General features: G+C 62.1%; 28 protein-coding genes and 1 pseudogene. 6 read left to right on the top strand and 23 right to left on the bottom strand.

Annotated features, from left to right (window positions below):
* Positions 1 to 44: 44 nt before the first annotated feature.
* The 12 genes from ACFV4K_RS13860 to ACFV4K_RS13805 form a co-directional block, all read right to left on the bottom strand.
* On the bottom strand, positions 45 to 1,088 hold the full coding sequence (locus tag ACFV4K_RS13860; protein WP_379274840.1) for a hypothetical protein: 1,044 nt from the start codon (positions 1,086 to 1,088) through the stop codon (positions 45 to 47).
* Positions 1,085 to 2,077, bottom strand: a complete 993-nt coding sequence (locus tag ACFV4K_RS13855; RefSeq protein WP_379274838.1) for a hypothetical protein — start codon at positions 2,075 to 2,077, stop codon at positions 1,085 to 1,087. The genes ACFV4K_RS13860 and ACFV4K_RS13855 overlap by 4 nt, the downstream gene beginning before the upstream one ends.
* A gap of 90 nt (positions 2,078 to 2,167) precedes the next feature.
* Positions 2,168 to 3,208 carry a hypothetical protein gene (locus ACFV4K_RS13850; RefSeq protein WP_379274837.1) on the bottom strand — a complete coding sequence of 347 codons (1,041 nt, stop codon included), beginning with the start codon at positions 3,206 to 3,208 and terminating at the stop codon, positions 2,168 to 2,170.
* Positions 3,209 to 3,233: 25 nt separating this feature from the next.
* Complete coding sequence (locus tag ACFV4K_RS13845; protein ID WP_379274835.1) at positions 3,234 to 4,844, bottom strand: phage tail protein; 1,611 nt, start codon at positions 4,842 to 4,844, stop codon at positions 3,234 to 3,236.
* Complete coding sequence (locus ACFV4K_RS13840; RefSeq protein WP_379274833.1) at positions 4,844 to 5,740, bottom strand: phage tail protein; 897 nt, start codon at positions 5,738 to 5,740, stop codon at positions 4,844 to 4,846. The genes ACFV4K_RS13845 and ACFV4K_RS13840 overlap by 1 nt, the downstream gene beginning before the upstream one ends.
* Positions 5,737 to 7,935 carry a hypothetical protein gene (locus tag ACFV4K_RS13835; protein WP_379274832.1) on the bottom strand — a complete coding sequence of 733 codons (2,199 nt, stop codon included), beginning with the start codon at positions 7,933 to 7,935 and terminating at the stop codon, positions 5,737 to 5,739. The genes ACFV4K_RS13840 and ACFV4K_RS13835 overlap by 4 nt, the downstream gene beginning before the upstream one ends.
* 200 nt (positions 7,936 to 8,135) lie before the next feature.
* Positions 8,136 to 8,465, bottom strand: coding sequence for a DUF5361 domain-containing protein (locus tag ACFV4K_RS13830; protein ID WP_379274830.1), 330 nt, complete (start codon positions 8,463 to 8,465; stop codon positions 8,136 to 8,138).
* 47 nt (positions 8,466 to 8,512) lie between these two features.
* The gene (locus ACFV4K_RS13825; protein WP_379274828.1) at positions 8,513 to 8,803 is read right to left on the bottom strand and encodes a hypothetical protein; all 291 of its coding nucleotides are present in this window, start codon (positions 8,801 to 8,803) and stop codon (positions 8,513 to 8,515) included.
* A 218-nt stretch (positions 8,804 to 9,021) separates the two neighbouring features.
* Entirely contained in the window at positions 9,022 to 9,609 is a 588-nt protein-coding gene (locus ACFV4K_RS13820) for a hypothetical protein (RefSeq protein WP_379274826.1), read from the bottom strand.
* Between the two features lie 76 nt (positions 9,610 to 9,685).
* Positions 9,686 to 10,123 carry a hypothetical protein gene (locus ACFV4K_RS13815; RefSeq protein ID WP_379274825.1) on the bottom strand — a complete coding sequence of 146 codons (438 nt, stop codon included), beginning with the start codon at positions 10,121 to 10,123 and terminating at the stop codon, positions 9,686 to 9,688.
* A 12-nt stretch (positions 10,124 to 10,135) separates the two neighbouring features.
* A complete protein-coding gene (locus ACFV4K_RS13810) occupies positions 10,136 to 10,822 on the bottom strand; it encodes a hypothetical protein (RefSeq protein ID WP_379274823.1) in 687 nt (228 codons plus the stop codon).
* Positions 10,823 to 11,261: 439 nt separating this feature from the next.
* Entirely contained in the window at positions 11,262 to 11,831 is a 570-nt protein-coding gene (locus ACFV4K_RS13805; RefSeq protein ID WP_379274821.1) for a hypothetical protein, read from the bottom strand.
* A 280-nt stretch (positions 11,832 to 12,111) separates the two neighbouring features.
* On the opposite strand from ACFV4K_RS13805, the pseudogene ACFV4K_RS13800 reads away from it, so the two are divergent.
* Both ACFV4K_RS13800 and ACFV4K_RS13795 read left to right on the top strand, forming a co-directional pair.
* A pseudogene (locus tag ACFV4K_RS13800) lies at positions 12,112 to 12,429 on the top strand (transposase family protein); the annotation flags it as partial.
* 32 nt (positions 12,430 to 12,461) lie between these two features.
* The gene (locus ACFV4K_RS13795; RefSeq protein ID WP_379274819.1) at positions 12,462 to 13,127 is read left to right on the top strand and encodes an SMI1/KNR4 family protein; all 666 of its coding nucleotides are present in this window, start codon (positions 12,462 to 12,464) and stop codon (positions 13,125 to 13,127) included.
* A gap of 29 nt (positions 13,128 to 13,156) precedes the next feature.
* Here the strand turns inward: ACFV4K_RS13795 and ACFV4K_RS13790 are convergent, their stop codons facing one another.
* The 8 genes from ACFV4K_RS13790 to ACFV4K_RS13755 form a co-directional block, all read right to left on the bottom strand.
* On the bottom strand, positions 13,157 to 13,282 hold the full coding sequence (locus ACFV4K_RS13790) for a hypothetical protein (protein WP_379274817.1): 126 nt from the start codon (positions 13,280 to 13,282) through the stop codon (positions 13,157 to 13,159).
* 416 nt (positions 13,283 to 13,698) lie between these two features.
* Positions 13,699 to 14,157, bottom strand: a complete 459-nt coding sequence (locus ACFV4K_RS13785; RefSeq protein ID WP_379274816.1) for a hypothetical protein — start codon at positions 14,155 to 14,157, stop codon at positions 13,699 to 13,701.
* A 34-nt stretch (positions 14,158 to 14,191) separates the two neighbouring features.
* A complete protein-coding gene (locus ACFV4K_RS13780) occupies positions 14,192 to 14,674 on the bottom strand; it encodes a DUF6301 family protein (protein ID WP_379274814.1) in 483 nt (160 codons plus the stop codon).
* A gap of 48 nt (positions 14,675 to 14,722) precedes the next feature.
* Positions 14,723 to 17,779 (bottom strand): hypothetical protein, encoded by a 3,057-nt coding sequence (locus ACFV4K_RS13775; protein WP_379274812.1) that lies wholly within the window; start codon positions 17,777 to 17,779, stop codon positions 14,723 to 14,725.
* Positions 17,780 to 17,781: 2 nt separating this feature from the next.
* The gene (locus ACFV4K_RS13770; RefSeq protein ID WP_379274810.1) at positions 17,782 to 18,396 is read right to left on the bottom strand and encodes a hypothetical protein; all 615 of its coding nucleotides are present in this window, start codon (positions 18,394 to 18,396) and stop codon (positions 17,782 to 17,784) included.
* 289 nt (positions 18,397 to 18,685) lie between these two features.
* Positions 18,686 to 18,982 carry a hypothetical protein gene (locus ACFV4K_RS13765; RefSeq protein ID WP_379274809.1) on the bottom strand — a complete coding sequence of 99 codons (297 nt, stop codon included), beginning with the start codon at positions 18,980 to 18,982 and terminating at the stop codon, positions 18,686 to 18,688.
* On the bottom strand, positions 18,983 to 19,192 hold the full coding sequence (locus tag ACFV4K_RS13760; RefSeq protein ID WP_379274807.1) for a hypothetical protein: 210 nt from the start codon (positions 19,190 to 19,192) through the stop codon (positions 18,983 to 18,985). It abuts the gene before it with no gap.
* Between the two features lie 476 nt (positions 19,193 to 19,668).
* On the bottom strand, positions 19,669 to 20,634 hold the full coding sequence (locus tag ACFV4K_RS13755) for a PE-PPE domain-containing protein (protein WP_379274806.1): 966 nt from the start codon (positions 20,632 to 20,634) through the stop codon (positions 19,669 to 19,671).
* 381 nt (positions 20,635 to 21,015) lie between these two features.
* Here ACFV4K_RS13755 and ACFV4K_RS13750 point away from each other — a divergent pair, with 381 nt between their 5' ends.
* Positions 21,016 to 21,210 carry a hypothetical protein gene (locus ACFV4K_RS13750; RefSeq protein ID WP_379274804.1) on the top strand — a complete coding sequence of 65 codons (195 nt, stop codon included), beginning with the start codon at positions 21,016 to 21,018 and terminating at the stop codon, positions 21,208 to 21,210.
* An 11-nt stretch (positions 21,211 to 21,221) separates the two neighbouring features.
* Positions 21,222 to 21,875, top strand: coding sequence for an ImmA/IrrE family metallo-endopeptidase (locus tag ACFV4K_RS13745; RefSeq protein ID WP_379274802.1), 654 nt, complete (start codon positions 21,222 to 21,224; stop codon positions 21,873 to 21,875).
* Between the two features lie 13 nt (positions 21,876 to 21,888).
* Here ACFV4K_RS13745 and ACFV4K_RS13740 read toward each other — a convergent pair whose 3' ends face one another.
* Together ACFV4K_RS13740 and ACFV4K_RS13735 are read right to left on the bottom strand one after the other, a co-directional pair.
* Complete coding sequence (locus ACFV4K_RS13740) at positions 21,889 to 22,632, bottom strand: hypothetical protein (RefSeq protein WP_379274801.1); 744 nt, start codon at positions 22,630 to 22,632, stop codon at positions 21,889 to 21,891.
* 11 nt (positions 22,633 to 22,643) lie between these two features.
* The gene (locus ACFV4K_RS13735) at positions 22,644 to 22,904 is read right to left on the bottom strand and encodes a hypothetical protein (protein WP_379274799.1); all 261 of its coding nucleotides are present in this window, start codon (positions 22,902 to 22,904) and stop codon (positions 22,644 to 22,646) included.
* A gap of 341 nt (positions 22,905 to 23,245) precedes the next feature.
* Here ACFV4K_RS13735 and ACFV4K_RS13730 point away from each other — a divergent pair, with 341 nt between their 5' ends.
* Positions 23,246 to 23,626, top strand: a complete 381-nt coding sequence (locus ACFV4K_RS13730; RefSeq protein ID WP_379274797.1) for a helix-turn-helix domain-containing protein — start codon at positions 23,246 to 23,248, stop codon at positions 23,624 to 23,626.
* Between the two features lie 69 nt (positions 23,627 to 23,695).
* The gene (locus tag ACFV4K_RS13725) at positions 23,696 to 24,121 is read left to right on the top strand and encodes a hypothetical protein (protein WP_379274795.1); all 426 of its coding nucleotides are present in this window, start codon (positions 23,696 to 23,698) and stop codon (positions 24,119 to 24,121) included.
* 75 nt (positions 24,122 to 24,196) lie between these two features.
* On the opposite strand, the gene ACFV4K_RS13720 is transcribed toward ACFV4K_RS13725, so the two are convergent.
* The gene (locus tag ACFV4K_RS13720; RefSeq protein ID WP_379274794.1) at positions 24,197 to 25,345 is read right to left on the bottom strand and encodes a GTP-binding protein; all 1,149 of its coding nucleotides are present in this window, start codon (positions 25,343 to 25,345) and stop codon (positions 24,197 to 24,199) included.
* Positions 25,346 to 25,375: the final 30 nt, after the last annotated feature.

The raw sequence follows: 25,375 nt of genomic DNA, 5'->3' as shown, positions 1-25,375 counted from the left end.
CACGTCCTTTACGGGGTGATGGGTATGCGATCCGGTGCGGTCGATCAGACCGGCAGAGCCCGGACCTGCAGATGGGAGTAGTTGTCGAACACCGAATACGTGCCGTCGCCTTCGGTTCGGCGGATCAGCACATAGAGGGTGATCGTCTGGTTCGCGGGCACGATGCCCTGTGTCGAACCCGGCTGCAGGGGATCCTTGAACGTAGGGGTGATGGTCACGAAGGCCATGCGGGCGACCCGGTGCCCCCATCCGAATCCGACCATTTCGCCGTCCGTACCGCCGATCCGCACCTCGACATCACATCTGGTCGGTTCCGACGACACGATCGCGACGCCTTCTACCCACGGCCGCCACGCCGTGGGCTGCGCCGGAATCGTCAGTACAGCGATGACCTTCACCGGCTCTTTGAGGTTCTGAGCGGCGAGGAACTGACCGGAGCCGATCACCCATGGCCCGTGCGGGCGCGGGTTGGGCACCGGCCGGAACTTCTGTGCAGCGGCGTCCCAGGCGAGAATGTGATCGTCACCAAGGGGTTGCGTGCTGTCGATCAGTACATCGGCGGAGTCCTGGATACGGCCTGCCGCCCCCGGGTCACCGATGTCTCCGGTCTCCCCGCGCGGGATGGTCAACACCAGGTGCTGTCCGGGTGCGGTGCCTGTGATCTGGGCGCTGGCGGCCGAGCCGGTCGCGCCGGCGACCGCCGACGCGGTCAGGACATTCGGTGCGCCTCGGCGACCCTTCGCTTTGAAGGCGTCCGCGAAGGCGATGAACTCCATTCCGGTCCAGTAGTAGATCGCATTGGCCGCGACCACACGCCACGCCTTGCGGGCATCCGCGGTGGTGAGCCCGAGTGCGGTCAAGGCCGGCACGTCGGCGATGTCACCCTGCCACAGCCAGGGCCAGGCCGGATCGCCTTCTGCCCCAACGGGCCCGGCCGGTCCTTCGCGCAGCTCGATCAGCGCCTCGCGATCGACGATGTCGAAAGGGTTCACGGTGTACGGGAGGCCGATGGAATCGGCCACGCCGCGCATGGTGATCATGACATCATCTGCGTAAACGACTGTGTTCTCGTTGTTTTCGTTGGTCATGATGCCTCCACAGGGCGGGCCTGGCACAGGAGATACGAGCTGCCCCTGGCGTAGTCGTAATTGGAATTGCCCGCATTGCGGCGCAGCACGACGAACAATGTCACCGGCTGACCGGCCGCCACGACACCCACATTGCCGGCAGGAGTAACCCCGCGAGCCCCATAGAAGGGCTGGATCCGGACGCGAGTGTAGGTGCCGCTCGGGAACCCCGCGCCCAGACCGACGATCGGTCCCGACTCCGAACCGATGCGAACCTCGGCGTCGACGCGGGTCGTGTATTCATTCCAATTCTCGACGGTCCGGATCATCACGCCGCCGGTGGCCATCGGTCGCCACGCCGTGTCCTGGGCGGGAACCCTCAGCTGGGCAATGGTCTTGAAGGCGGCCGAGATATTCGACTCGCTCGGCGCGAAGGCACTACCGCCATCCCAGGCCTTGTCCTCCACGACCGACCACGGTCCGCGGAAACCCGGGTAGGCGCGCGGCTTCCATTTCCCGGCCGCGGCATCCCAGATCGGAACCGCCCGATCCGGATGCGGACCGTCGGCGTAATCGGGTGCCTGGCTGATGGGACCCGGCCCGCCCGGCTCGCCCTTCCGGCCCTTGATTCCGCGCGGGACTGTCAGATTCAGCGTCAGGTTCGGCGCCGTGCCGGTGACGGTGACCTGCAATTCCGAACCCACGGGACCGGTCTCGACGGTGCCGATGGTGACGGTGCAGGTATTGCCGTCCGGTCCGGGCGCGCCGAAAGCCTCTGTGAAGGAGTCGAATCCGGTGCCGTTCCAGTACACGAGGGCACCGGTGGCACGAATCCGCCACGCCTTGCCCGCGTGCGCGACCGTCAGTCTGGTTGCCAGGGCGGTGAGCGCGGCCTGATCGGCGATGTCGCCCTCCCAGCGGAAGGGCCGGGCCGCTTCACCGGCGGGTCCGGCGGGCCCGGTGACTCCGGTCATCAGTTCCAGCGCGCCGTCGCGCGGTGTGCCCTGCATCGATTGCAGGACGCCGCGAGTACCGATTCCCTCATCGATACCGCGAATCAGTGTTGATGCGAAATATTCGCCTACGGTTGACATTTCACCTCATTCGATGGGTTCGGCAAAGACGACCAGGGATGCGCCGGAGTTGTGGAACCCGATCTTCGCGCCACCGCCATTGGTGCGCTCCGCGCCGACGACCAGATTCGCCGTCTGCCCCGCGGGGACCACGGCGAAATCCGAGGTCGGCGACAGCGCTCTGGTCGATGCGCCGTCGCGATAACAGGGGACGAGCGGGCTGTAGAGCCAGACTCCGGACGACGCAGCGGTCGCGGCGACGATCACGCCTTGCGAATTTGTCAGGCGCACAGTCACTTCCACCGCCTGCTGGCCGCTGACCTCCGAGAATCCGAAGAAGTGGCCGTACACCAGCGGCCGCCAGGCGAAAGGCTGCGCGGGGATGGTGAAGATGCCGCCCTCGAGACGGGCCGCCGCGGCGACCTGCTCGCCATTGAAATCTTCCTGGAACCACGACCACGGACCGGTGCCCAGCGGAGCGGGCGCGGACCGGAATTTCCGGTTGGACCGGTCATAGGAGAAGAGCCCGCCGTGCGACGGACCCCTGCTCACTTCGTAATCGGGCGCGTCGATGATCCGGCCCGACGCACCGGCGGGGCCCTTGGGGCCGCGCAGACCGGCAGGCACTGTCACCTTCACGGCCTGCACGGCACCTGTGCCGTCGATTTCCACGGCTGGCTCGGTCAGGTGCTCCTGGTGGACAGTGGCGTCGACAGTGAGCGTGTTCGGCGTGGCGGGCGGCCCGAGCGGACCGACCGCGGCCGGTGAATGCTGCCAGGCCGTACCCGTCCAGACGTCCATTCCATCGTTGTCGAGCCGATGCCACCAGGAGCCGCGATCCTCCGCGCCCAGGCCGGTTGGCCGGGCTGCCACATTCGGGATCTCGCCGATCTTCCGAAAGGTGGTGCGGGGACGGCCACGTCGCCCCTGCTCACCCGCCGGTCCGGCTGGAAGTTCCAGATCGGCGGTCTCGTCGGAGATCTCGACGGTCGCGGTCAGGATGGGTACCCCGGCAGTGTCGTGCTCACGTCGGGCGGTGAGGCGGGCGGGAAAACTGGTATCCGCCATGGTTTTTCACTCCTCGATAGGCGAGTCAGAAGATGAGCAGATCCAGGTCTGCGCCGACATCGGTGGCCAAATCCTTGATGGCCGAGGCGAATCGACCGATCCGCTGCCAGGCCTTGACGACCGAGTCCTCTTCGTCGGAACCGTCGCCGACGGTGATCTGCCAGACGGCCGGCGTCGTACGATCGTCGGTAAAGGTCAATTCGGTCACGTAGTCGGTGAAAACGTGCTCACCCAAGGCGAATCCGATTTGATCGCCGAGCCCGTAGTCGCGGCCGAGCAGGTAGGGGGCGTTGTCCTCGATGGTCACCTTGTGGCTGGTGTAACCGCGGGTCAGGTGGAGGCCCTGACGGGCGGCGACCAGGCCGTCCAGGTTGAACGCCTTGTCGCTACCGGTGATGTAAAGCTCGCGGAAGGCATAGGGTCCGGCGCGGCGGGCTCGCTCCATGTCCCGGTACACCATCCAGGCGAGGAACACATCGTTGAGTTGACCTCGGTAGAGCCAGCCCAGTCCGATGAGCGACAGCAGGCCCTTGATGACGACTTCGATGCCGGCGTTCACCCATCCGGGAGAACGACCGCCAACGATGATGTCGGTGGCTGTCGGCTTGTGCAGCGCGATTTCGGATGCGCCGATGCCGGAGTATTCGCCTTCGAAGTACCACACCCACGGGAAGTTCTGGGTGGTACCGAGCTTGCCTTCCTGCCCGTACACGGCCTCGTATTCGATGGTCGAATTGAAGTTCGGATACCGCTTCGGCGTGGTGCCGTCGTCGGCGAACTCCTCGAACCACGACTGGATTCCGTCCAGCAGTGTGCCGGTGCTGCCGGTGACGCCGGACTTGTCGACGGTCTCCAGCACGACGGTCGGCTTCTCCAGGAAGAAGTACTCCGGAGCAGGTTGCGCGTCCTCACCCGGTAGGAAGAACCGCGCGGTCAGCATCACCCCGGAGTCCTCCAGCATGGGCTGGAACAGCTTGTCCGCCATATCGAATCGCGCCGACGCGGCGCTCCATCGACTGGTGTCGTGCAACGGATCGACCGGCACCACCGCGACCGGGAACAGCGAGCTTCCGGCATTCCACTTCGGCGTGTCCTCACCGTCCTGGGGCGCCCAGCCCGGTGCCTGCAACCGCATCAGATTCAGCGTAAGATAGGTCGTCACCAAAGTGCGGACCGGGCCGAAAAGGATGTGATGGCGCGGGAACTGCGCCAGCACCGGCGCGAACGGCGACGCCCAGCAGCAGATGGTAGCGATGTGGTTCCACGCGTGAATGGCTTCGATATCGACGGTTTCGACACCGCTCTCGTCGCGGACGATCGACGCCTTCGTGATGTAACCGTCCCACCGGAATCCCTTGGTGTTCACCGTGATCGGGATCGTGGCGTCCTCACCGTCGGGATTGTTGAAGAGATGATCGAAATGCACCATGTCGCGCGGGCAGATCATCTTCAGACCACCCGCCGAGTTGCGCGGATAGGTGAACTCCAGGGACAGGTAGCTGTGCTCCTCCCCCACCTCTTCCATGAACTTGTTCCAATAGCGAACCAGCACATCGGGATTGCGCGCCTGTTCCTGGTCGGTCAGGAACCGTTCGTCCATCCGCCGCACTTCTTCGTGCGGGTCCCACGCGCTCATCAGAACGGCCTCGAGGAACGCGGCGTGACCGTGGCGGCAATGCTGGAGGCGGTACTACCGCCCTCGACCTTCACCCTGATCTCGGTCGAACTCCACGGAGCCATCGACTGCAACCACCGCCGGCCCGCGAGCTGCGCCCACACATTGACCGGCTTCGACGTCCCGTCGCTGTTGTACACACTCGCCGTGCGACGCCGCGGATGCGTATCGATCCGCAGCGTCTGGGTAGCGGACAGCATCGGCGTCTGCACCATCCGCAGCAGATCCCCGCCGACCGGATCCAGAATCGACCACCGCCCCGGACCGTTCATCGTGTACCGCGGCCACACCGGCTGATCAGCCGCATTTCGCACCCGCAGCACACCCTCACCGACCGCGGTCGTATTGGTCCACACCGAGTTCTCGTCGAAATGATGCTCCAGCGGATCCATGGCGGTGGCCGACATCTTGTACGCCGCCGTGGCATTTCGCGCCGGATCGATATCACCGACAGGCTCCGGCGCACCATCCAACTGCGCCTGCTGGAACCGCCACCCCTGATGGCGCGTGTAATACCCGACAGTCACCGGCTTATCGGTCGACCACCCCCGAAACCAGGCATCATGCACGGCGTGGAAGTCCCGAATAGGATCCACCCCGCCACCTTTGGCGGCGCCGTCGATGACGACCAGGAAGTCCCACTCCTTCTTCGACCGCACCGACCGGATGAACGTCGCGCCGTCCTGGCGCGCCCCCTCCGAAATCAGCAGTTGCACAGGCGCGAACATGAATCCGGTCTGCTGTGACAGCCGCACGCCTTCGCGCCCGGAGTTCACCCCGGATAGATGCCATACACGCCCGTTGACATCCCACACCACGACTTTCGTGCCGTGGGTCTCCAAAAGTTGATGGGTCATCGCCCGAAACCTCCTCCGCGTTGCTGCGCCACAGCCCGGCGCCGGCGCACCCGCTCCACCGCGATCGACGCGCGTTTGGGATCGGTGCCGTTGAAGTTGTAGATATCGCCCCGAACGGTGTGGCCGCCCGGACCGTCCGCCAGATCGGTCAAACCGAAACCTGTGCCGACCAGCTCTTTGACCGCGTTTCCGGCCCATTCGATCTTGCGGGTGAACTGTTCGCCGATGGAGCTGCCGATGAACGAACCCAGCACCTGGCCGACCACGGGGCCAAGCGCCGCGGCAGGACCCAGGAAGGGCGCGATGGCGGTGCCGATCGCACCGCCGACCAGACCGCCCGCAGTCGAAGCCGCACCGGAGATCGCACCGGTCAGACCGCCTAGCAGTCCCTTCTGCTGCAGCCCGGTGAGCGCGGACGAGAACGCGGCGGCACCGATCTGCTGTGGGTGAGACAGCGTCGTCGCGGACGAAGAAGTGCCGGTCCCCGCCGAGTTCCACTCGATACCGGTCAGATTGCTGATCCACTGACCGAGCGTGTTGGTCCAGTCCTTGTTCGGATCGGCGTCACTGTAGGCCTGTCCGAGCGGGGTCAGCAGCGACTGGGCGAGGCTGCCAAAGGTTCCCGGCGCTGAATCGCCCAATATCGGCTTGAGCAGGTTGCCGACATTGGTGCCCCAATCCTTTGCGGCGAGCGACACCAGATCGGTGAAGTTGCCTTCGTTCGGGTTGTAGATGTGGCCGGGGCTCCCGAGTTCTTGTGCGTCGGCACCGGTCCCGTTGAGCCATCCCAAACCCTTGGGCGAATCCACCCAGCGCTGAGTGGAGCCGGGCTTGTCTTCGACGACGGCCGAGTACTGCATCCCCTCGGGCAAGCCGCTGAGGTCCATGTTCGGCCTGGGCGTCAGATACACCCAGCCACCGTTCGTGCTGCCGTCCTCGCTGGGAGGGATGTACTGCCAGTGGGCGGTCTTCGTGTCGTCCGCACCGAGGCCGTTCGTGGCTGACGGGCCCGCGGTGGTGACAACCGTGCTCGGATCGAGGGTGGTGCCGGAAGCCGGATCCGGAGCAGAACCGTCACCGGTGTCTACCGACGCTCCATCAATTGCCGACGGAATGCCCTCGCCGCCAGTGGTTCCCGAGGTCCCGCCCGTTCCCGAACCGAGGCCCATCGCAGATGGTCCGCCGACCTCGGCACGCACGCTCATCGAGGCCGCGAGTTCGCCGCCGAAGCGGGACCCGATCAAACGGCCCAGCTGTTCACCGATCTGGGGTGCGAGCCCGCCGGCGGGTCCGAGCACACGCTCGATCCCCGCGCCCAGTGCCGCACCCACTCTGCTGCCGGCGTCGCTGGCGGCTCCGCGGATGCCGGAGCCCAGCGCATCCGCCAGCGATCCCAGCGCGCTGCCGTCATCGCTCGACGTAGCATTCGCTGTACCACCTGTTTTCAAGTCGGCGAGCGCCCCGAGCATGCCTGACGGGGTGGCCTGCAAGGAGGCAGTAAGCGGCACCGGCCCACCTGCACCTGCGGAGTCCTGTGAACTCTGCACCGAGGCGCCCGGTCCGCTGCCGGCTTCTGTGCTGAGCAGGCCGCCGGGCTGGAACAATGGAGCCAATGCGGATCCCAGGGTGGAACCAGCCCAGCCACTCGCGTTCAATGCGGCATCGCCGAGATTTCCCAGCAGGTCCGCAATGACGCCCTGACCGAGCATGTCCCGCCACTGTCCGGGGTTCGCTGCCGCATCGCCGTTCGAAACGGCGGGGGACGCGAAGCCTTGCAGCATCCCTGCCAAGAACTGCGCGGAGGGCACCCACCCGGAGTTGATCGCGTCCAGCAGAGGCAGCGCAGACGCAGAAGTGGAGAGTTCCTCAGCGAAGCCCTCCGCAGCTCCGACCTCGCCATTCATCGAATCGAGCGCGGAAGCTGGTCGGCCCCTCCGCTTTCCGGGGTTGAGCAGCGTTGCTTTAGAACGGAATTCGAGAAGCTGTGTCTCGATTCCACCATCTTCGGGGTCCGGGGCACCTCGCAACAGGTTCAGTGCTTCGGTGGCCACCCGGTTGGTCAGGAAGCTTGGAACATGTCCGAGTACTTCTTCGAAGACCTGGGTCAGCGCACTGAACGGGCCGGAGCGGCCGACCAACGCATTGGCCGCGCCAGGGTTGTTGTCGGAGGATAGGATTCGCTCTTCGTCGGGCATGGTGATGCGCGAGGAGCCCGTTCTGGGTCCTCCCTCCCATACCGCTCCAACAGGCAGGATCCGCCTGCCCGACGCGGGCTGCCCGCTGGTTGTCATCGCAAGGAGGTCCGGCAGCGTCATTGCCGGTGGGCGTTGCTTGTCCACAATTCACATCCACTTTCTGGGCCGATTGCGCCCGAACCCCGGTCGGCAGCAAGGGACTAGTCGCCCCAGCCGAGGAACTCGTTCATCCGGTCGACACGCATGGCCGTACCTACCCGCTCGCGATTGGACTCGAGTCCTGGTCGCGGAATCGGCTCCGGCCGGTTGCGACCGTGCTTCGCGTCCTCGCTCTTCGCCCACACCAGCCAGCGCAGACAGTCGGACATCTCGGCGAGCAGGTACTGATCCAGCTGCCACTTGTGAGCCTCGGGTTGCATACTGCGCAGCAATGCCGACTCGGGCGGCAGAAACTTGACGAGCGCCATCAGATCGCCCCAGGTCAGCCATTCGCTACCGAGCTGGCGCAACCGCAGGCCGAGGGCGATCAAGTCGTATTCGATTGCCTCGGAATGCTCTTCGAGCAGAGCATCGAGGCCTAGAATTCCCCCAGGCTGATCCCCGAGTGCGCGCGCCAGGCCTCCATCATTTCCTGGTAGGCATCCGGATCCATATCGTCCAGGGCCGCAAGCGCTTCGGGGCTGAGAGACAGTTCGAGAAGCGTATACATCGCATCCACATCACCCAACCGGCGAATCCGGCGAACCAGGCCCGGCTTGAGGTAGGACAGCGACGGAAGCTTGATTTCGACACCGTTCACGGGGTAGCTGAAGTCGTCCTTCACCTTCGCCGGAGTGACGACCTTGAGCGGGGCTTTCGGAGAGGTCATTGTTACGCAGACCCTTTCGAGTTGTCAGTAGTGGTTGTGCGGTAACACAGGCAGTGCAAAGGAAGGCCCAACGGCGGCAATCGGGCCTGCGCATAGGTTTGAATACCGCCGCCGTTGGGGGCTTACTGGACGGCTCAGGGCCGTCTTCGGATAGAGCTCACCCCGTGTCACACACGGGGTTTCGCCCCATCAGGAATCGACGATGAATCTCGCCGGAATCAGGCGGTCTTGATACCGTCGTCCAGGTAGCGGTACGCCTTCACGCCGGCATCGTCCTTGAACGCCTCGACGGCGATGGTGAAGCCGGCCAGCTCGGTGGACACGAACTTCTTCTCGGTCACCGAGGTGATCTTGGCGTTCGGCAGCACGATGCGCAGCTTCTTGTCCTCGTTGACCATGTCGAAGATCCACGAGCGACGCGGCAGCGGCGAACCGGTCTCCTTGACCGTGTACAGCGCACCAGAGGTCGAGGTGGCGGCGGTGGACACGATGTTGTTCGGCCCGAAGACCTCGCTCAACACATCCTTGTCCCACACCGCGTACAGGGTCAGGCCGAAACGCACCGAGTGCTCGGTCTGCAGCTGCGCGATGATATCGGCGTTCCAGTCCTTGACGGACTCGATCTTGCGCTCACCCATCGATTCGATACCGTCCTCGGACACATAGCCGAGCGCCTTGAACGCGGGATCGAGGGTACCGACCGCAGCGGTCGGCAGGGCAGTAGCCAGCGGAGCGACCAGAACACCACCGGTAACAGCGATGTTCGGGGTGCCGGCACCAATGTACTTGCTGGAAGGCAGAGCCATTTCCGTTATCTCCCTTGGGATCTTGCGCAGGCCCTTGGGATTGGGTTATTCAGTTGTGACTCCCACGAGAGAGGAGTCAGGCGAGGACTTTGCCTCGCACAATCAGGTCGGCGACAATCGTGTACCGCGGAGCGGCAGTCACCGGATCGGTATCGTTCTCCATGCCAGCATCCTCGACATGGTCACACCACACGGTGCCGATGTAACCGGGGGCGGCGGCGTTCACGATGCTGCGCACGAGCACGGCCAGGCCGGCCGCGTTCCCAGCATCGTCGGTGCATTCGAAGACAACCCGGGGACGATCCAGAACCAGCTGAACGCCGCGACGCCCCTCCCGGTCCTCCACATCAACCCGAGCCTTCCGATCGTTTCTCGATACCCGCACCATCCGCGCAGGCCGAGGGTCAGGGACTTTGGCAATCACCGTGGCAGTATCGGACAATTCGGACAGCCGAACGACAAGGAAGTCGACTAGCGCCTTTTCCACATCCGAGAACCCAATTCTTTCGAGCATAATGAAGCAATCCTATTCAATAGACCGTCTGACAGAAGGACTCTCGCTTGCGATGTCGGTTCTTTCATAGAACCCCGTATCCTCCGGATATCCATTTTCATCCAAATGGTTCCGGAGTCCAGAAATCGTTGGCTTTGCAAATAGAGTGGGATCATCCGGCTCCGTTTCCACACCAAGCACCTCCGCGATTCCGTCAAGAGCTGCCGTCAATCGCGGACCATTGCGCTGAAACGTGTCCTGCTGAGCAACACCCCGGAGGTCATAGGGCATCCACACATCCGTATTGGTTTGTAAATGCACACTCATAAATGGGGCATCACCGACATCAGCGATAACACCTATCCGCAGAGCGCCGTCAAGCACCTCGATCCGATCCGCGAAATATGCAGAAGGGGAACAGTCTACAAATATCTGAACAAGGAGAACCTTCTTCTCGCCAGCGGCGGCAGACACCTGCGCAGCAATCCGTTTCAAGTCCTCAATTGTGGAATCGACATCGAGTGCGATGGTCGCATCATACAAGGTCACCTGGCGACCCAACGCGATCAAATGAGCATCTGCCGAGCGCCTAGAAAGGCCCCGACTGTCCAGAACTCTCATGACGGAAATCAGTTCGTTCAACGGCGATAAAACTGGCTGAAATTCTCCCTGGTAATCCCAACTCCACTGCCAGAGCCCGATCGGATTGGCGGTGATCACCACTAGTTACCTCCAGGAAAGAATTTCGCGTTGAGCGGGACCCTCAACACGCTCCGTCGATTGATCGCACGATTACCTGCGTCTTACCAGTTCGAGGACATCCCGGCCCGACATGCGGGCCAGGGCCTTGCAGAGCCGCAATCAATGGGATTCGTGTCGATATTAGAGAACGTTCATCGGAGGCACCGGAAATTCTGAAGCACCCTCGAAGAGGTATTCCCAGATACCACCGAGATATCCGTACAGGGTGTCTTCATCCGGAAATTCAAGTCCGGTAATCCCTTCATAATCTCCGACTGTCAAGGTCCGATCCCTGATGATCCGAGAAAGCTCGCCGTAAACTACATCACGAAGAGACGGGATGCTGAGCACATGCCCACGCAAGTCCCACTCGTTATCATACGCCCGCTCTAGATCGAAATGCGCAAACAAGAAGTCCCTAAATCTCGCACTCACTTGGGCCCCCATCATGGATGCCTTCCCTGTTACAGAAACCAATCGTATCGAGAAGGTGGAGCCAGCCTGACGGACCTTCGCGGTGATAGCTTGGACCCAAGTCTGAATACTTTGGACCGACAGCATAATCGTTAAAGAACGTGAGAACATCCGGTGCAAGGACTCTGGATGAATCGGACTCATCGTAACGCCAGTAGTACTGATCGGAAAACACGACATCCCCGCTGGTCAAGCTAACCAGAAGGTGGTCGTCTCCAACCAGGCCGAACCTTAGCCAATGCTCATCGAGTCGACAGGGTTCACCATCTTCATCCATAAACTGACCTTTTTCAAACCCGTCAAGAAGATATATGGATCCGGCGTGTGCTCGACAAGTTATCTCATATAGATGGACCATCGCATCGGGAAAGACCAAGTGATTCAAATCGACGCCGGAATCAACTGACATATCGCCTGAATCAGGCGAAATATCCCATCGCCGTTCGATAGTGATCGAGAATACATTCGACATCCAGTTCAACACCGGTAGGAAATTCAGCATGAACATCAGCATTTTCAGGCAGAATCAGCGCCTCACGAAGCAGTCGAACTTTCTCAACCACTTGCAAGTAGATCGTATTCACCATCTAATAGCCTCAACCCTAATAGGAGCACCAAGGGGAACACGTCTCAACTGACTTCTAATCTGCCGACACATACCCTGAGCCGTTTTCGTTCTGACTGGATACTGTTGCTAGACAACGGAACTGGTGTCTGCGCGCCTCCGCCGGATATGAGGAAGCCCTTGGCAGGACCGCTGTCGACCAAAATGCACTGTGCCCCAGGGGCTTCCGTTGCCCTTCTACCATTCCGCGCTGCCGTTGTCACGTCAGCCCCTCCGCTTCATCGCCGGGCTGATCCGCCGGCACCGCCGCGTGATCGGCTCCTGGCGCAAGCTCGACCCTGGTCCCCAAGCCTTGCTCATGCTGGCCCACTTGTGCAAGGCCGAAACCTACGCTGATCTCGGTGCCGGGTTCGATATCTCGACGACCACCGCATGGCGCTACGTCGGTGAGACAGTTGAACTGCTGGCGGCCCGAGCGCCGAAGCCGAGATCGGCGCTGAAGCAGGCGAAGGCAGACGGGTACGCCTACCTGATCCTGGACGGCACCCGGACCTGGCAGATCATGCGTATTGTAAGGCCGTGCTGGCTATTGAGATCTTCGACGCCTACATCGATTGGTTACGTCAAAACGCGCCCCTGTCCTTCGAGAATCTTGCACCCCCCGCCCACCCTGCCGAACTGGACGCCTTGGAGGATGCAATCGGGCATGAGCTTCCCATTGAGGTGCGAGCAATCTTATCGAGGCATAATGGGCAGAATCGTTATATGTCCGCGAAAGGCGCACACGGTGTTCCCGTCATACCGACTCTGAATTTCCTTTCAACGGCGATGATTCGCGGAGCATGGTCATTTTGGACCATTTACTGGGACGACCCCGAACTCGACAATTACAACGATATGGCCGGAGTCTTTCCCGGTGTCGATGGTCTCATAAAGCCAATATATACATCGCGCGGTTGGATTCCGCTCTGGTCAACACCGATTGACAGACAGTATGTCGGATTGGATCTCGACCCGGGACCAGACGGGGAAGCGGGACAGATCATCAATTTCGGCATTGATGATGAAACACACTTCATCTGCGCATCCGATTTCACTGAACTTCTACAAATACTCCTTGAAGAGGTTCGAAGCGGGAGCTGGCAACCATCGATGTCCTGGAGTGGCCCATGGTTCGGCGATCCCAAGAAGCAATTTACCAATACGCTCTTCGAGAGATTCAACTCGCGCGTCAATGGAAGATAGGGCCGCGCACACAGGAAGGTCGATCAGTATCATACTCTTGCAGCGCCGCCACTCTTCTCACTGAGCGCGGTTTTCCATTCTCCATCCGGCTTGCGCACGATGATCGAATCACTGCGGCCAGTCATCGCGATCAGCTCGTGCAATGTGTAATTCATGACTAACCTCCGGGACGCCTGGATTGACCGCGCAGGTGGCACATCACCGGGTAGCGAGACCAACTTCTGGAATGCCGATCAGTTACCTCCAGGAAACAACTTCACCCTCCAGTCTGATAGCTATCAGCATCCATCATCGCGAGTTTGAGTGGCTCGATATCTATTTCAAGATCGTCGCGGCCGTCGACCCAGGCAGATACTGTGAGGTCGGACAAAGACTCTATTTGTAAAGCACTGCGCAGTGCTACAACGATCGCCTCGGAGTTCTCGACTGGAAACCCCGTTCGAAAGGCTCGATGAGATACTCACCCAGGCAGGAGTGGCGCACTCACCGCCTGAAATCGCCGACTCTCTCTGCGACTTCGATCTGCCTCTCGGCACTCCGCCACCGCCCTTGTAATGCAAAGATATCCAAATTAGCCGTGTGAGATACCCAGCGCCCGGCAGTCAATTACCTCGCCACTATCTCCGTTTACCCAAGTTCGGATCCTTAGATCCGAAGGGCTTCGGACATTCAATACGTTATTCAGGGCAAATACCACAGCATGAGACAATTCAACATAAGCATCGAAATGTGAGGGCCAAACTAGCAACTTGGTCCAATTTTCGTATCCGAGACCAACGTCCGGCGCCGTCCACCCCCTCGACTCCAATTTGTATTCTTCTTCGGCCGACAGCCGGTATCCGACTTCGAGAAAATCGTTGCACGATATTTCGGATTGCAGTTCCGTCTCGAACTGAATAAACTGAACGTATCTATTGCCTGAAGTCGAAAGTACAATATTTCCACCCAACGGCAGTCTGGCAAGAACGCGAGGCAGAGCTTCGGACAGTTTCGACCATTCGGCAGGGATCGATTCGACCTCCGAGTTCATTCAACGTCTCCCATCATTCAGTTCCAAATCTGACTCAGTCATCGACATCATCCATGTACTTACGGTATGCAGGACTATTTAGCGATAATGAGACAGCTGTTCCGAGAATTGTCAGGTCTATTCTCATCGTTTCCAGATCCCACCGAACAATCGGACGCTTACCAGGGAAGCGCGCGGTGGGATCACCAAGCACCTCGGAAAGTTCCGTCGATGACTCCGTGAAAGCATCTAATAGGAATCCGAACTCGTCTCCGGGCGAGGGAACGACATCAGTTACCAGAAAGCTGATCCTGTCAAGTCGGCCATGTGAAAAATGTAGAGTTGCCTCCGGCCGCTGAATATCGAAATTCGTCAGAAGCGCATGCATACTTCGACCTTCAAATTCGGGGGCAACAATCCAACCCGCCTGATGTGCGAAGGATTCCGCGTCACCCTTGGTCCATTTCCAGCCATAATCCAAGGCCATACTGACGACGCGTAGGCAAGAATCGATGTCGGACCGCAATCCATTGTTCATACATCCATCCTATCTTCAGCACCGAAGAGACACAATCTAACCGACCAACTATGTTTCCAAGAAATTCTGCACAGCGACCTTCCCATTCTTGTCCGCCGTTACAAGCACGTACTCGATCTCAACTTCTCCAGCCTCCAGATCTTTGGAAAGCTCAGGATCCTTCGAAAGAGCCTTCTTCAGTTCAGAGTCGATCTTCCAAACCGTGTCTCGGTATTGAGTTGTACCTTGCTCCGCAACTTTACCGCCGTCTACGACTCTCGAGCCGAGAGTTGAGCCCCCTCCCTTGTTTTCGACAATTATTAGACGCTTCGGCGGCCCATCTACAACACCGACCATATCGAATGTATCGCTAACGCCGCGTGCCCAGACGTCACTGCCGGTCAGCATACGCCCGCCACGGCGCGACACGATGTAATCTCGCCCTGCCAAATTGCCCATTCGCTCACTCAAGCGTTTAACATCCTTTTCCCGCTGAGTGAACTTCTTGGAGTGTCTTTCGAGGTCATCGATATCCTCCTTCCGATCGGGGAAACGCGTTCTCAAGTCTTCAATTGTGGCAGCCAGCTTCTTCTTTGTCAGGGTGTCACCCAGATCATCAAGGTCATCCGCCAACTTCTGGAATTCCTTTACGAGATTATCTCGACTCGTCTTGACCGTGTCTCTTCTGGCAACAACTTTTCGGCGAATATCAGCCAGGCGGTCGATCTTACTCTGCGCATCCACGCCAGCTTTGTATCCAGGAATCTGAGGGCCCAATTCTGCCCTGATGTCCGGCGTATTCTTTGCGAATGGATCAGTTGCTGTTTGACCGAGATAGTCGCGGAGCAAATTCTTGTTGTCGCGGTATGTACCCTTCGGGTCTCCAACCCAATGTGCACGCCTGTCGCTATCAACCCATTTTGCACCACGCTCCAGGCCCTCAGGCGGGTCCTCTTGGCCACGTGTGGGGTCGGGCGATCTCTTCTTACGGTTCCCATCCCCGGTGTCAGAACCTCTAGATCCGCCAGAGCGTGCTTGAGCAAGGATGACTCCTTGCGTCTCGGAAGATACTTCCGATGGCCCGCTGTGCCTGGCAGGTTCGTTCGTGAACTCACCATCACCACCAATATGCAGTGGTTCCGAGTCGATGGTTCGATCGGATGTGGCCGCTCCTCGATCAACCTTGTCTGGTGTCCGTCGGGGGACCGACGCGCCGACCAGCGGATCGCGGCGGAACGGGTTCAGTCTCAATCCGTTGGGGAGGTCCGGATTTCCTGTTCTTCCGGTTATTCCGTTAGGGGCGGCCAGCTTCTGCGGTATCTCACCGATTCCGTTGGAAGGTACTTTGGGTCCGGGAAATTCGATTCCACCAGCCGGGAAATCAGGAGGGCCACCTGGCGGACCGGGAGGCTGATCCTGCACCGGGTCAGGTCGGGTGGGTTCTGGGGTTTGGTCGGCATCTCCGGTTGCGTGGGTGGGTTCGTTCTTAGGGGCTGCAGCCTCCGGTTTGGGCTGCGGGGCTGGTTCTTCGGCCTTCGGCTGTTCAGTGTTTCGGCCGGGCTGAGTGGTGTTCGGCTTTTCCGTCGACGGGCCGGTGCCGTCCGTTTTCGATACGGGAACATCGACGTCCGGGAGGCGGGACGTGATCTTGTTGATCTTCAGGGCGAGGCCTGTGCCGTCGGTTCCGACGGTTGTGATGAGGTTCGACAGGACAATTCCGGTGGCGTAGGACCAGTCGCCGCGGGCCCACTCGTCCCAGGCGATCAGGTCCTTGCCGAGGGCCTTCCAGGTATCCAGAACACCAGGACCACCCTCACGACCCAGACCGACCAGCGATCCCATCCCGGTGAGAGAATCCATCCACGCGTTCTCGACACCCGGACCACCGATACCGGCCTTTGCTCCGGCATCCTTGACCGAATCCCACACCGGACTCACCAGGCCGGCACCGAACGAGACCGTGTTCTCCCAGAAACTCTTCTCCATGAACGGATCCGGAGCAGACGCCTCTTTCTGCCGGTGATACTTGTCGACCGGGTAGAGGTATTCGCCCCTCCAATTCAGTGCAGCAAGCCCACTGGTTCCATCCGAATAGTTGACACGAACATACTTCGCCGGTTCCGAATCATTCAGCGGGGAAACATTCTCGGGCCGAGTGGGGATATAGATCTCGACACGATTTCCGTCCGGATCGATTCCATGAAGCATTCTGGGGGGCTCGGGACTCGCGGGAACAAGCCCCGGCACAGTAGGGTCAGACAGGGTCAGCGAGTCACCCGGGACAGTTTCGTAATAGTTCGGCGATGCGATCAGGTAAGGCGCTTGCCCCGGGATCGTTACGATGATCGATTTCGCATCGGCTGTGACCTCCAGGACCGTCCCACTCGGAAGCTCCATCCGCTCGCCGGCCGCTTCGGGCATCCGGTCCGCCATAGCCGTCGTGTCCTCAATACTGACCAACGGGAACGGCTTTTGTTCCGGAGGCGGCGGATCGACATACAGAGTTTTGAACACGCCCGAACCCACCGGACTGCCATCGGGACTCGTCGGAAAACCAACGGGCACGTCCTGAACACTCGGCACCGGCCGCTGAGGCTCCGCCGACGAAGGCACCGGAGGCAACACGGGATTCGAGCCCGGTGAACCGCCCGACGGAGGCTGAGGCTGCACCGGCGGTTGTACTGGTGCCGGCTGCTGTTCGCCTGGCTTAGGTTCTGTCGGATTCGGCCCTGACGGTTGCGGCTGGTTCCGCATGTCGGGGGGAAGCAGAAGATCACTCCAGTGCGAAGGCGGAGGACCGATATCGCCGGCACCAGGGTTTGCGCCGGTCATGTTATCGATCAGTGCATCGACGCCACTCGAGATCGGTGTCAGTTGAGGGACTCCGCGATCGGAAGTGCCCGGTCCGCCTGAAAGCGCCAGACCATCCGCGTTGCGGATTCGCTGGAATATCGCGACTGCGCTATCTCCCGTCGCGACCGAATAGTTCACAACCCGTGCGCTCGCCGCCGAGACGTTCTCGACAGCAGAGCCACTCGTCCAACCAGCCGTCAGCCGATTCCACGCCGCAACGCGCGGCCGCACCCACGAGGGTGGATCACCGGTCCCTACAGAAATGACCGCCATGATCACTCTTCACGGGCGCGCAGGGCTTGCTCGATGCGCTGGCGCAGCTGGTCGACGATGCCGACGTAGGCGTCTGTTTTGGTGGGGGCCTCGAAGGCGAGGCCGCGGGGGTGGGTGGCGGACCAGAAGCCTTCGTCGGTTTGTTTGACCTGGATGTCTTCGAGGTCGTAGAAGTCTTCCGGGTCGGGGGCGGGCCATTGGCCGTGTTCGTCCCTGGTGATGTGGATGCCGGTGTCGAAGACTCCAGGCTGGCCGCCCGGAGTGCCGACCCAGCGGATCTCCTCGAGTTCGGGATATACTCGGACGCCTCGTTTTACGAGGTACTCCGCGACTCGGGTGGCCTGTTTGATGCTGGTCACCGTGGGGTCGGCCAACTTGCGACCCACCTCGCTTCGCCATTCCGGCAGGTGGATAACCGACAGTTCCTCGGCCAGTGCCCGGACCTCGGGGTCCAGCTCTTCCGCCTCGCGGGGCTCGGAGAGTTTGCCGGACAGGGATTGCTGGATGAGCGCGAGGAATTCGGGGGTAACCAGCTGGCCTGTATCGGTTTTCACGTAATCCGAAGGGGGCTGGTGGTTGCCGAAGCGGATGGATTCGACGACTTCCTTGTCGGGCATCGGGTATCAGGGCCTTCCGAACGTGAGCATGGGGGAGATCCCGACACCCTGGACAGGGCTCGGGATCGGAGGAGGTGGGTGGGTCCCGCCCCCGATCGAGGGGGACATCCGGGGGCGGGACCCATTGCGCCCCTGGCGCTGCGACCGTGTCTGCGACCGCGGACCACCCGCGGGAGACGGGAGCGCTAGGGGCGGGCATGCGGCAAGCTCTCAACCCGCGTTGTGAACCTGTGGAGATGTTCCGGGGGCGTGCCGCATGGGCTGGGAGACAGCGGAGACGAGACCGCTGTCAGATTTCTTCTGCGAGGCCGGCGGGGATCGAGTACCGCGCCTGGGGTGGTTCCTGGCCGGGGACGTGCAGGCGCAGGAAGGCGAGCAATTCGTCGATGTGTCGTTGCAGGGCGCGGATCAGGCGGATGGCGTCGCGGAAGCGACGCTGATCCGTGGCGACCTGATCCTCCAGGGCCGCAACGCGTTCACGCAGTTTGGTCACCTCGCGGGCCTGCCAGGCGGTGACGGCGCCGATCACAGTCGCGACTGCTATGCCGAATGCTTGCACCAGGTCGGGGTTCAGCCAGGACTGCATTCAGCAACCACCGTCGCGGCGGGCCAGCGGGGTGACGGCAGGTCGGATGAGCGCGCCGGCCAGGACTGGGGTGAGGAGGCCATACAACGTGAGCGCGGCTTCGATCCAGTCTGTGTCGACTCGGTGGCCGAGGAAGTAGGCGGCAAGGCCGGTCAGGGCGACCAGGACCGAGCGCACCAGGGCAGGTTCGGGAACCTTGTTGATTCGCATGATGTTTCCTTTCAGCGACACCACGGTCCCCTTGAGAATTCGAATGGACAGGGACCGTGGGCGGACTACGCGAGGATGGCGACAACGGCGGCCAGCAGCTGCGCGGAAAGGCTGGCGATCGTGATCCACTGATCGACGGTGAGACCGAAAATCATTGATGTTTCTCCTTGTTCGGGAACCGAGAACTGCGTCATGTCCCGAGCTGGCGAACAACAAGTTCGAACCGCACGATGGGACACCGACTGCCGTCGTTCACGGCGGGAAGTCGCAACCCCGCCGTCGCCCATTCAAGAGCGGGGGGAAGCGAAAGAGTTTGTAAGACAATGGCTTTCGATCCACCATCTGCCTGACGGCTCAAGCCTAACACTCGGTTCGTGACACCTCAGCTAAAAGCGTCCAACAGTGCAGGTAAACCGTTGTTTTCGTGACTCGCATCCGGTGATCGACACTCGATATCCGACCGCAGCAGAACGTATTCAGTCGAACTCGTTGAGGATCGCGACCAAGCGGTCGCAGTACCCGTCGGTGCGGTAGGCGGCGTTGTGCGCGCCGCCCCGCAGATAGCCGTCCATATGCGCCGCGGCTTGCGACCATGCGCGCCAGTGCCGGATCGGGTGCAGCCATAGGTCCGAGTGGGTAGGCTGCCATTGGTTGCGGCGGATGCGGTCGATCAGATCGGCGCTCCAGCCACCCAGTTCGGCGAAGCCGAATGCCGAGATGCTGTCGGCGAGGGTTCGCAGCGGCGAATCCTGGGGACAGGAGCAGATGACATCGACGGGATTGGCGACCTCGAACACCGGGATGTCGCCCGGCCATGAAGCGTGCTGACCGTTGATGCCGAATCCCACTGACACCGAATCGATCGAATCACCTGCGGCTCGTAGCGGATTGGCGATGGTGGCAGCCCAGGCCACCTCGCAGTCGGGGAACTGTCCGCGGGCCTTCGCCTCGAGGAATCGGTTGACCACCAGCGCACCGAGACTGTAGCCGAGGATGCCGACCAGGTTGGGGGTGGACTGGATCTCCGCAATCAGCGCCAGCACACCGGCGTCGATGGATTGCTGCTCCGAGCAGCCGTCGAGGCGACCCTGGGGATTGGCCGGGCCGATGCTGGCGGGGTAGTCGACGTCCGGGCCGATCTCGTATTTGGCGGGATCGAGCCCGTTGGTCACGGCCGCGAGCAGGTTGGCTGGCGAACCCAGGGGTTCTCCAGTGCCACGGCAGGTCAGGACGGTAATCACAAGAAGCCTTTCGAGCAAACTGTTTTCGGTGGCGGCAGAGCACGATGCCACCGCAGAGGAGTCGTCCCAGAGGGGACGACCCCACCCGCGGCCAATGAAGGCGCGGGTGGGGCCGTCGAGCGCCCCGGCAGCCGCAGGCCTGCAACCGCAGGACAAGGGGAACAGGCGCGGGAGGCCTGGCAGGCGGGGCGAGAACAACACCGGCACACCACCGGCGAGATCAAGTCACGCCACAGCATTGAGAACATGCTCGGCGGGATCCGACAGAACCATTCCTGCGATACGAATCCTGCTGTGAGACAACAGTTTCCGACCTTCTATCGACCCGACGGCTCAAGCCTAACTCCCCGACCGTGACACACTGCGTGGAAACGTCCAACACCGCAGGTAAAACGCGATGTTCGAGGATGCGGCGCTGCCCAGAAACCGGTTGCTCGGTCCGGCTCGTCGGCCCGGGCGCAGATGCCCGCTACCCCCAGGATCGCGCCCCCAGAGCGGGCAAGCGAACATACCCGTAGTCGAATGAACCCCCGCCGCGAGCGCAAAAGGGAAAGTAAAGGGGGGGTAGTAGACTCACCATCCATGACGTTCGAGTTCGACCCGCTCACGCCCGAAGAGTTTGACGGCGACCTGGCCGCGGCATCCGATGCCGACCAGGCGACCACCGACGGCGACCGCATGCGGGCGAAACCCGCCATCGCGAAAGTCGGCGATCTGTCGGCGTTGAGCCGCCACGATATCGACCTCGTCGACGGATTCCTGGCCACGCTGAGGTGACGGGCGCCTGTGTGGCGCGCCAATCACCCAGCAACGCAAGGTGTAGCGATGGAACAAGTTTGTCGAACGAGGGTGTCAGCGTCATGTCCCGCCGCAGGGCCAGCAGGAAATACGATGCGCGCATCCACGCGGCCAAGCTGGACATCACCATCGGCGTGCTCGGCTTCGACGCGCCGATCGTCATATGGGAACCCGAATATCGGGCGGTGATGGTATCGGCCGAGTTGTCCGCGCTGGATCGCCGAGAAGCGCTTGCCCACGCCATCGCGCACGCACAGCTGGAACACACCGAGACTGTGCGCAGAGCGCGAACCGGGCGGGAATCCCGGCTGGCCACCGAACTCCGCGTGCATGAACTGGCCTGCCGCAATCTGATTCCGATCGGCGACCTCAAAGAAGCGCTCGCGCGATGCACTCGCATCGACGAGGCCGCCGAACGGCTGCACGTGAATCCCGATACCGTCCGTCACCGTTTGCGGACGCTGTCGCGCATGGAAAGACATGTGTTGCCCGCCGATACGGTGAATCGTCTCGATTGGTCGCAGGCCGGCGATTATCCACTTCCGGTCAGCTGCATCTGGACCGATGCGAAACCGCTGCCGATGCACCGGAAACTGCCCGAAGTACTGCGAGTCACTCTACCCGATATCGTCACCCGGCAGTGAAAACTCCAGGCGGTCAGGCTGATCGGGACATGCCGATTCGATCGGCCGAGCACAGGTCCACGACATCGCCGAGCCGGTACACAGTACGGGATCCGACCGCGTGACCGGTCAGTCTGCCCCGGCGCGCCCACTGCCGGATTCGGTCGGCGGAAACGGAGCCGCCGCCGCAGTCGGGCACCAGGCGCGCGAGCTCGGCTGCCGTGCCCATCATTTCGTAGGCCTGGCTCAGCAACTGGCGCCGACGCTGCGCGACCGGGACAATCGTCTCGCAACCATCGCATCGGATGATGTCATCCTCGGCGCGCGCATACAGCCAGTGCCCGCACCGGCACCGGCCCACACAGACGCGCGATTCCGGGCGATCGATCATGTGGTAGGCCAACCGAACGGCCTTCGTCAGCGTGGCGTCGATATCGGCGAGGACCTCCGAATCGTTCGGTACCTCCGGCAGATACGTGCACAGGAACGCCGCCTGATCCGCCGGGGCAGTCGGCGCATCCCGTCCCAGCTCGGCGGAGACCCTGGCGCTGTAACAGGCCACGGCCGCAGCGATTTCAGCGTGGGCCTTGGCCGCACCGGTGTGAAACGCCAATGCCCGCTCCGCATTCGAGGCACGCACATATCCCGATGAGCGCGAGGAGGTCACGGCATCACAGCGGCTGAGCGTGACATCGAGTTCGGCCAGCACTTCGGGAACGGCCTCGAGAGCCGTCATGACGGCGTGCCGACGTTCGGGCGGCAACCATACGGTAGACACGAAACCTCCTGCTACGCGATCAGATCCGCCGGTGCGACCGGGTTGTACCGGATGTAGACGACGCCCTCGCGAACCTCGGCTTCGAAACCGGGGCCGAACGCCGCGGACATGCCGTTGCGCAGCCGATGCTTGGTGGAATGCGGATGTCGGGTGGGCCACGGATAGACCGCCCACCGCCCGGGGCGGCGGCGCAACTCGGCCGCGAACTGTCTGTTCGCGCGTTCACGAGCCCGCGTTTGCGGTGCGGGCAACTGGATGTCAAAGGCGGACATTGCGATTCCTTCGAAGAAGTACAGGCAGAGTCGGAAGCTCATCCGCCGACCGCGCGTCAGCGCCTCATCCGCACGTCGGCCTGGTGAGGTCCGGGCGGAACAATCCGGCGCGACACGACCGCGACCCGGGGTGAGTTCCCTGCGGAACGATAGCATATTGCATGCAATTTCACTATGTTGCTAACAATTGCTAACAGTCGGATGACACCCAAGGTATGCGGCACGGAGCTTGAATATCCTTGCTAAGCTGCTCCGAACAGGGGCTACGGCCAACAGGCAGCAGACATGCCAGGCACTGCAAAGTGTGTGTGTAAATGTAGGTAATCGGTTAGCCTGGATGCATGGTCAATCGTCAGAGCGCCCCCGTGCCCAAGGAGGTCAGCGAGTCGATCCGCGACGCCCGGCAGGTCATGGGCCTGTCGCGTGAGGCCGCAGCACGGGTGGCCAACATCAGCGTCAGCCTGTGGACTCAAGTCGAACTGGGCACCCAGTACAAGGGCGAGAAGAAGGTCGTCGCCCGGACCACTGCCCGCACGTTGCAGGCGATGGCGAACGCCGTTGGCCTGGACCCGCTTCCACTGCTGCACAAGACAGGACTCGCAACTCCGGCGTCCGGTGAACCGCCGAGGCGACGCACCGACACGAGCATCGACCTATCCGGCCTGTCCGATGACGATCTAGGCAAGGTCGCCGCATTCGTGGCCGGTCTGCGAGCACGCTGACGGACCGGGACCCACGCTTGAGATCTCGAAATTGTATGCAATTTGCAATGTCTGTTGTAACCTGAGCGGGTGACGAACGAACCGCCCTGTCTCAATCACCGGGGTTTCCTGCAGCCCGAAGACACGACTGGATGGCAGTTCTTGCCGGCAACCCTCGCAGCCCGGGCGCTGCGCCAGGACAGGTGTGCGCGCGAGATCTTCCTGGCCTGCGCGCACTCGGCACTCACGGCTGGAACCTGTGTGGGCGACGACCGGCAGCGGGTGGCCGACGGCGTGGTGATGGCGGGCGTAGTGTGCCGCGGCGACGCCTTCACCGAGAAGGCCATCCGCAAGGTGATCAGGCAGTACACGTCGTCGTCGACCCGGCGGGCGGCGCACTGCCTCGACTGCCACAAACCCATGACCACCCGCCATCGCAAACTCCCCGGCCACGTCATTCACGACGGTGGCGGCATGTGCGCACGATGCCGGCGAGCGCGGCAACGCTCAGCGTGACCAGCACCGGCGCTACCGAGCCGAGGGAAGGCCGGTGCTGCGGTCTACAACTCTCGGCTGTTGCAGGCGATCGGGTCAGGCGTGCTCGTGCAGGTCACCCCAGGACGGGAAGGGATCCGGGTACCGCAGCCACGCCTGCGGCCCGGCCTCCCACTCGGCGTCGGTGAGCAGCGCGGCCGTCAGCAGGTCCCGCACATGCGGCCGGTCGAGCTTCACCCCGATGAAGACGATCTCCTGTCCCGGAGCCAGATCCAGCGCGTCCCAGTGCGCGCCCGGTTCGAAGGTCAGGTTCGGGCCGGCCTGCGACCAGATGGCCGCCAGGTCCGGACGGCTGGCCAGCCAGAAGAAGCCCTTGCTGCGCAGCAGCCGTTCCAGCTGCGAGAGGGCCTCGTCCAGACGCTGCGGATGGAAGGGGCGATCGGCGGTGAAGGTGAGGCTGCCGATGCCGTACTCCTCGGTCTCGGGGGTGTGCCCGCCCGCCAATTCCTCGGTCCAGCCGTCGAATTGGGCCGCCAGGTCCGGGTTGTAGCGCCCGGTGTCGAGCACCTCGGCGAGATCGACCACGCCGCGCGCGGACCGCACGATGCGCGCGCCCGGGTTCAGTCGCCGTACGGTCGCCTCCACCGTGCCCACCGCGTTCGCGCTCACCAGGTCGGTCTTGTTGAGCACCAGCACATTCGCGAACTCCACCTGTTCGATGAGCAGATCGGCGATGGTGCGCGCATCCCCCTCTCCCGCCTCCAGATTCCGGTCCGCCAGCGCCTGCCCCTTGACGACTTCGGCGAGGAAGGTGGAGCAGTCCACGACGGTCACCATGGTGTCCAGCCGGGCGAGTTCGCCGAGCCGGAAGCCGTCCTCGAACTCCCACTCGAAGGTGGCGGCCACCGGCATGGGCTCGGAGATGCCGGTGGATTCGATGACCAGCTGATCGAAACGCCCTTCGCGGGCGAGCTTTCCCACCGATTCGATGAGGTCCTCGCGCAGCGTGCAGCAGATGCAGCCGTTGGTGAGTTCGACCAGTTTCTCCTCGGTCCGGTCCAGGTGCCCCTGGCCCGCGACCAGGGCCGCGTCGATGTTCACCTCGCTCATGTCGTTGACGATGACCGCCACCCGGCGACCCTCCCGATTGGCCAGGATGTGGTTGAGCAGGGTCGTCTTGCCCGCGCCGAGGAAGCCGGACAGCACGGTCACGGGCAGGGCCCGGGTCTGCGGATTCGAAGTCATGGCGTTAATGGTAACGGTTTTCATTTGCAG

Origin of the sequence: Nocardia sp. NPDC059764 (assembly GCF_042732555.1) — a bacterium.
In the GTDB taxonomy this organism is placed as follows: domain Bacteria; phylum Actinomycetota; class Actinomycetes; order Mycobacteriales; family Mycobacteriaceae; genus Nocardia.
Note: the sequence above shows the minus strand (reverse complement) of the source record. Positions and strands in the feature narration are given on the sequence as shown.